Below are 6378 nucleotides of genomic sequence, written 5' to 3' on the forward strand. Positions count from 1 at the left end.
CCGTACCCGTCGAGGTACCCGTCCAGCGCCCGCGCCGCCGCTCCGGCGGGCACCGGGTCACCGTCCCGGGCCAGCTCCCGGAGCAGCGGCACGGCTTGTGCGGCGAACGGCCTGCCGCCCGTATCGAAACCCAGCCGGGCCAGCACGTCCGCGCCGAACGCCCGGCGCAGCGGATCCCCGCTCGCCGTCCAGGCCGCCGCCGCCTGGAACGTCTCCTCGTCGCCGCGCCGCCACAGCGTCCCGACCGCCACCACCCAGTTGTCCAGCTCCAGGTCCCCGCCCCGCAGGGCCCGGACGGCCAGCTCCTCGAACGGGGTACGCAGACCCAGCTCGTGCTCCAGCAGCGTCGCGATCGCCCCGTGTCCCGTCTGCCCGTCCTGCGACGCGAACGGCTCCCCGTCCCGCAGCAGTTCGACGGTCACGGTCACGCCGCCGTCCACCGGCGCACGGCGCACCGCACCCGCGCGCCCCTCGCCCCCGTACATGTCCCGCAGCGCGTCGCGCAGCTCCTGCTCCACGTCGAGGGCGAGCATCCGCCTCGCCTCCTCCAGCGCGGGGGAGTGGCCGCGGGCTCCGTACCGCAGGAGGGCCCGCACGGTGTGCACCGATCCGCGCCGCGCCGCGACCACCAGGGGGGCCTCGTCCTGCGGGCCGGGCAGGTCCGGGTCCGCGCCGTGGGCGAGGAGGACCTCCGCGACCCCCGCGTGCCCCAGACCCGCCGCCCAGTGCAGCGCCGTGAAGCCGAACTCCTCGCTCCGGTCCGGGTCGGCCCCGGCGGACAGCAGCGCCCCGGCGACCTCGGTGTGGCCGCCGCACGCCGCCCCGCACAGCGGCAGGTCTCCCGCCTCCGGGCCGCTCGCCCGGTTCGGGTCCGCGCCCGCGGCGAGGAGCAGCCGGACCGTGCCCGGGAGGTCCTGCACGGACGCCAGATACAGCGCCGTCGTCCCCTCCGAGTCGCTCGACTCGGCGGACGCGCCCGCGCGGAGGGCTCTCACGACGGCGTCCTCATCGGCGTACAACGCGTCGAAGAGGCACCCCGCACCCCCGGCCGGTCCGTTCGTCATACGTCGACCCTACGACCACGCCTGCCAGGGACGTTCGCTCAGGTGTCGCACTCCAGGACCGTGCGGCAGAGCCCGCACCGGGCCCGCGTCCGGCCCCGGACCGGGACCCTGACGCGCTGGTGGCAGGTGGGGCAGGCGAAGGAGACCCGGACTCCCTCCGCCCCGCCCTCGAAGGCGTACGGGACGGACGGGCCGGGGGCCGGGCCCGGGTGCTCCCCGGCAGCGCGGCGGTCCTTGGCGTACCGGCGCCTGCCCGCCCAGCCCGCGGCCGCCAGCGGCGGCCGCTGCAGGTCGCGCAGCGCCTCGGCACGGCCCCTGGTGTAAGCCGTGTACGCCTGAGGGCTGGTGAACCACACGGACGGGTCCTCGTCGAAGACCAGCGCCCGCTTGGCCAGGACGTACCCGAACTCCTCGGGGGTGAGGTAGCCCAGCTTCTGGCTGGAGACGGCGTCCTGACGGAAGGCGTCCAGCAGCAGCCAGCCCGCGCCCAGATAGGCCGTCACCGTGTCCGTGAGGATCTCGTTGTCGCGGGTGCCCGGGAGTTCCAGCCCCAGCCGGTGCAGCAGCACATGGGTGATCTCGTGCGCCAGCGCGGCGCCGATGTCCCTGCGGTGCGTGCGGAAACGGTCGTTGAGCTCGATGAAGTACTCGGGTCCTGCGGTCAGTTCGACGCTCGCCGCGTGCTCCATCCGCCGGAATCCCACGACGATGCGCGCCTGCGGCAGCCGCAGGTGCTGCACCAGTGCGCCGGCCACCCGCTGGGCGCCGAGATGCAGGTCGTCCACGTCGGAGAAGGCGGCGTCGGCCGGAGCCAGGCTCGTGGCGTAGGCCCGCACACCGTCGGGGGAGATCCGCCGGTAGAGCGCGGTGATCGCGGACCGCACGGCGTCCAGGTGCGGGAAGCCGTGGACGACCGGGCCGCCGCCGCCACCGCCGTTGCCGACGTCGCTCACGTCCGTACCCCCGTCCACGGCGCTCCACGGACCTTCACTCTAGGCCGGTCCGAAGGGAACCGGCCGGGATACGGCAGTCGATCTTGGCCGGATTCCCCGCCTTGTGACAGCGGTGATCGTTTCCCGATAATCGGATCGTTCTTGTCGAGGGCATGCCGAGAATGATCCGGTCCGTGCCCTCTGACCAGGACACGCACGCCTGCACCCGCACCCCCCACCACCCCCCACCGAAAGCAGGCACACCCGTGAAGCAGCTGCTGAGCACCCTCAAGAGATGCTCCGTCATCGCCGCCGTGGCCCTCGCCACCCTCAGCCTCCAGCCGTCCAGCTCCTCCGCCGCCCCCGCCCCCGTCGTCGGCGGCACCCGCGCCGCCCAAGGCGAATTCCCCTTCATGGTCCGGCTCTCCATGGGGTGCGGCGGCGCCCTCTACAGCCCGACCGTCGTCCTCACCGCCGCCCACTGCGTCAGCGGATCCGGCAACAACACCTCCATCACCGCCACCGCCGGCGTCGTCGACCTCAAGTCCTCCTCCGCGGTCAAGGTCCGCTCCACCAAGGTCCTCCAGGCACCCGGCTACAACGGCGTCGGCAAGGACTGGGCACTGATCAAGCTCGCCCAGCCCATCAACCAGCCCACCCTGAAGATCGCCACCACCACCGCCTACGACACCGGCACCTTCACCATCGCCGGCTGGGGCGCCGCCACCGAGGGCGGCGGCCAGCAGCGCTACCTCCGCAAGGCCACCGTCCCCTACGTCTCCGACGCCACCTGCCGGCAGGCCTACGGCAGCGACCTCGTGCCCAGCCAGGAAATCTGCGCCGGATACGTCAGCACCGGCGGTGTCGACACCTGCCAGGGCGACTCCGGCGGCCCCATGTTCCGCAAGGACAACAGCGGAGCCTGGATCCAGGTCGGCATCGTCAGCTGGGGCCAGGGCTGCGCACGGCCCGGCTACCCCGGCGTGTACACCCAGGTCTCGACCTTCGCCTCCGCGATCGCCTCGGCCGCCGCCACCCTCTGACCCGGCCCACCGCCGGCCACCCCGGGGGCACCCGTCGACCTGACGGGTGCCCCCGGACCCGTGCCCGGCGCGAGCGCCGCCCCTTCGCGGCGAACCCGGACCCGTGCTCGGAGAGAGGGCTGGTCCGCCGCCGGTCCACCGCCACCGACCCGGACCCCGGGCCCGGCGTAAGTGCCCCCGCCGCAACCGACCCGGACCCGCAGCCGGCAGGGGCCCGCCCCGTCGCACCCTCCGCCACCAGGCCCACGACCGGGGCGTCTAAGCTCGTCGACCATGACCACGAGCGACACCGACGAGTCCGTCACCGCCGAACTGAACCGGCTGCGCGAGAGCATCGACAACATCGATGCCGCAGTCGTCCACATGCTCGCCGAGCGCTTCAAGGCCACCCAGCAGGTGGGCCACCTCAAGGCCGAACACCACCTGCCGCCCGCCGACCCGGCCCGCGAAGCCCGCCAGATCGCCCGGCTGCGCCAGCTCGCCGAGAGCGCCAGGCTGGACCCCGCCTTCGCCGAGAAGCTGCTCAACTTCATCGTCGCCGAGGTCATCCGCCACCACGAGCGCATCGCCGAGGAATCCGCGGCCCCCGACGCCTGACCCCACCACCCCCGCCCGGCCCCGGGAGCCGCACCACCCACTGTGCGGCCCCCCGCCCGGACACACCGGGCCCACTCCCGCACGGCGCCGCACCGCCCCGTCACCCGCCGTCAGCCCTGCGAGAACCCGCCTGCACGGCCCCGCACCCGTACGGCAGCATGGGCGCCATGTCCGTACTGACGCGCAACGAAGCGCAGACCCGCGCCAAGCTCCTCGACGTACACCGCTACACGGTCGGCCTCGACCTCACCACGGGCGACGAGACCTTCGACTCCCGGACCACCATCCGGTTCACCGCCCACGCGGCCGGTGACACCTTCGTCGAGATCAAGCCGGACACCCTGCGTTCACTCAGCCTCGACGGACGACCGCTCGACCCCGAACGCCTCGACGGCAACCGCTACCCCCTGGACCGCCTCACCCAAGGCCCCCACGAACTCACCGTCGACGCCACCATGCGCTACTCCCGCACCGGCGAAGGCATGCACCGCTTCACCGACCCCGCCGACGGCGAGACCTACGTCTACACCCAGCTCTTCATGGAGGACGTCCAGCGCGTCTTCGCCGCCTTCGACCAGCCCGACCTCAAATCCGTGTTCGACCTCACCGTCACCGCACCCACCGGCTGGACCGTCCTCGGCAACGGCACCGCCACCCAGGCCCCCGAAGGCCACTGGACCATCGCCCCCACCCCACCCATCTCCACCTACCTCGTCGCCGTCGCCGCAGGCCCGTGGCACTCCGTACGCACCGAGCACCGCGGCCTCCCCTTCGGCATCCACTGCCGCCGCTCCCTCGCCCCCCACCTCGACACCGACGCCGACGAGATCCTCGACATCACCCGCGCCTGCTACGACCGCTACCACGAGAAGTTCGACGAGCCCTACCCCTTCGACTCCTACGACCAGGCCTTCGTCCCCGAATTCAACGCCGGCGCCATGGAGAACCCCGGACTCGTCACCTTCCGCGACGAGTTCATCTACCGCTCCGCCGTCACCCACACCGAACGCCAGACCCGCGCCATGGTCATCGCCCACGAGATGGCCCACATGTGGTTCGGCTACCTCGTCACCCTCACCTGGTGGGACGACATCTGGCTCAACGAGTCCTTCGCCGAATACATGGGCTACCAGACCCTCACCGAAGCCACCCTTCCCCGAGCTCTCAACTCCGTTCGAGCAGGGGAGACCCCATACCCCGACACCTGGGTCGAATTCGGCGTCGCCCGCAAGGGCTGGGGCTACGACGCCGACCAGCGCCCCACCACCCACCCCGTCGCCCCCGACCCCGACGCGGTCCCCGACACGGCCTCCGCCCTCCTCAACTTCGACGGCATCTCCTACGCCAAGGGCGCTTCCGCACTCCGCCAACTCGTCGCCTGGCTCGGCGAAAAAGACTTCCTCGCCGGCATCAACACCCATTTCGCACGCCATAAATTCGCCAACGCCACCCTCGCCGACTTCATCGACAACCTCGCCTCCGCCACCGACCGCGACGTCCACACCTGGGCCGCCGTCTGGCTCCGCACCACCGGCATCGACACCCTCACCGCCCACGTCGAGAACACCGGCCACAGCTGGAACCTCACCGTCGACCACGCAGGCACCCGCCCCCACCGCATCACCGTCGGCGCCTACGACCACAGCCTCGACACCCAGACCGGCACCGAACAACTCGTCCTCCGCGACCGCTTCGCCCTCGACATCCCCCAGGACACCGCCCCCGCCACCCAGCCCGGCAACCGCCCCGACCTCGTCGTCCTCAACGACAACGACCTCACCTACGCCAAGATCCGCCTCGACCCCGCCTCCTGGGACACCGCCCTCACCCACCTCTCCGGCATCCCCGACGCACTGACCCGCGCCCTCCTCTGGAACGCCGCCCGCGACATGGTCCGCGACGGCGAACTCCATCCCACCGTCCACCTCACCGCCGCCCGCACCCACCTCCCCTACGAAACCGACCTCGCCCTCGTCCAAGGCGTCCTCGGCTTCGCCGCCACCCACATCGCCGACCGCTACCTCCCACCCCAGGACCGCCCCACCGCCCTCGCCACCCTCACCTCCCTCTGCCGCGACCTCCTGCGCCGCACCGAAGGACTCACCCCCAAGGACTGGGAACAAGGCCCCGGCACCACCACCTGCGGCAGCCCCGACGCCGGCCTCCGCCTCACCGCCGTACGCCACTTCATCGACGCCGCCACCCAGCCCGACACCATCCAGGACTGGCTCCGCGAAGGCACCGCACCCGGCGGACCCGAACTCGACCCCGAACTCCGCTGGCGCATCCTCACCCGCCTCGCCATCCTCGGCGCCACCGACGAGACCGCCATCGCCCGCGAACTCGACCACGACCCCAGCGCCACCGGACAGGAAGGCGCCGCCCGCTGCCGCGCCGCCCTCCCCACCCCCGAAGCCAAAGCAGCCGCCTGGCACGCCATGTTCACCGCCGACACCCTGTCCAACTACCTCTTCACCGCCACCGCCCAGGGCTTCTGGCAACCCGAACAGGCCGAACTCCTCCACCCCTACACCGCCCGCTACTACCCCGACGCCATCGCCCTCGCCGCACGCCGCGGCCCCGCCATCGCCGAAGCCGCCGGACGCCACGCCTTCCCCGCCCACGCCGTCGGCCAGGACAGCATCCGCCTCGGCGAACAGGCCCTCACCAACCCCGCACTCACCCCCGCCCTGCGCCGCAAACTCACCGACCAGCTCGACGACCTCCGCCGCGCCCTCGCCG

5 protein-coding genes are annotated in these 6378 nt (G+C 72.5%); 3 read left to right on the plus strand and 2 right to left on the minus strand.

All coding sequences use genetic code 11. From position 1 onward, the window contains the following. Window positions 1-1064: ankyrin repeat domain-containing protein (locus B9S57_RS00110; protein WP_103513463.1), on the minus strand; the 1064-nt coding region annotated here is incomplete at its 3' end. A gap of 38 nt (window positions 1065-1102) precedes the next feature. Continuing rightward, window positions 1103-2017: a hypothetical protein gene (locus B9S57_RS00115; protein WP_103513467.1), complete on the minus strand. Its 915-nt coding sequence runs from the start codon at window positions 2015-2017 to the stop codon at window positions 1103-1105. A gap of 245 nt (window positions 2018-2262) precedes the next feature. On the opposite strand from B9S57_RS00115, the gene B9S57_RS00120 reads away from it, so the two are divergent. The 3 genes from B9S57_RS00120 to pepN all read left to right on the plus strand — a co-directional run. After that, a complete protein-coding gene (locus B9S57_RS00120) occupies window positions 2263-3039 on the plus strand; it encodes a trypsin-like serine protease (RefSeq protein ID WP_103513464.1) in 777 nt (258 codons plus the stop codon). A 273-nt stretch (window positions 3040-3312) separates the two neighbouring features. Then, window positions 3313-3636: a chorismate mutase gene (locus B9S57_RS00125; protein WP_103513465.1), complete on the plus strand. Its 324-nt coding sequence runs from the start codon at window positions 3313-3315 to the stop codon at window positions 3634-3636. 167 nt (window positions 3637-3803) lie between these two features. Next, on the plus strand, window positions 3804-6378 hold a 2575-nt coding region (gene pepN / locus B9S57_RS00130; protein WP_181011179.1), incomplete at its 3' end, for an aminopeptidase N.

Source organism: Streptomyces sp. SM10 (assembly GCF_002910915.1).
In the GTDB taxonomy this organism is placed as follows: Bacteria; Actinomycetota; Actinomycetes; order Streptomycetales; family Streptomycetaceae; genus Streptomyces.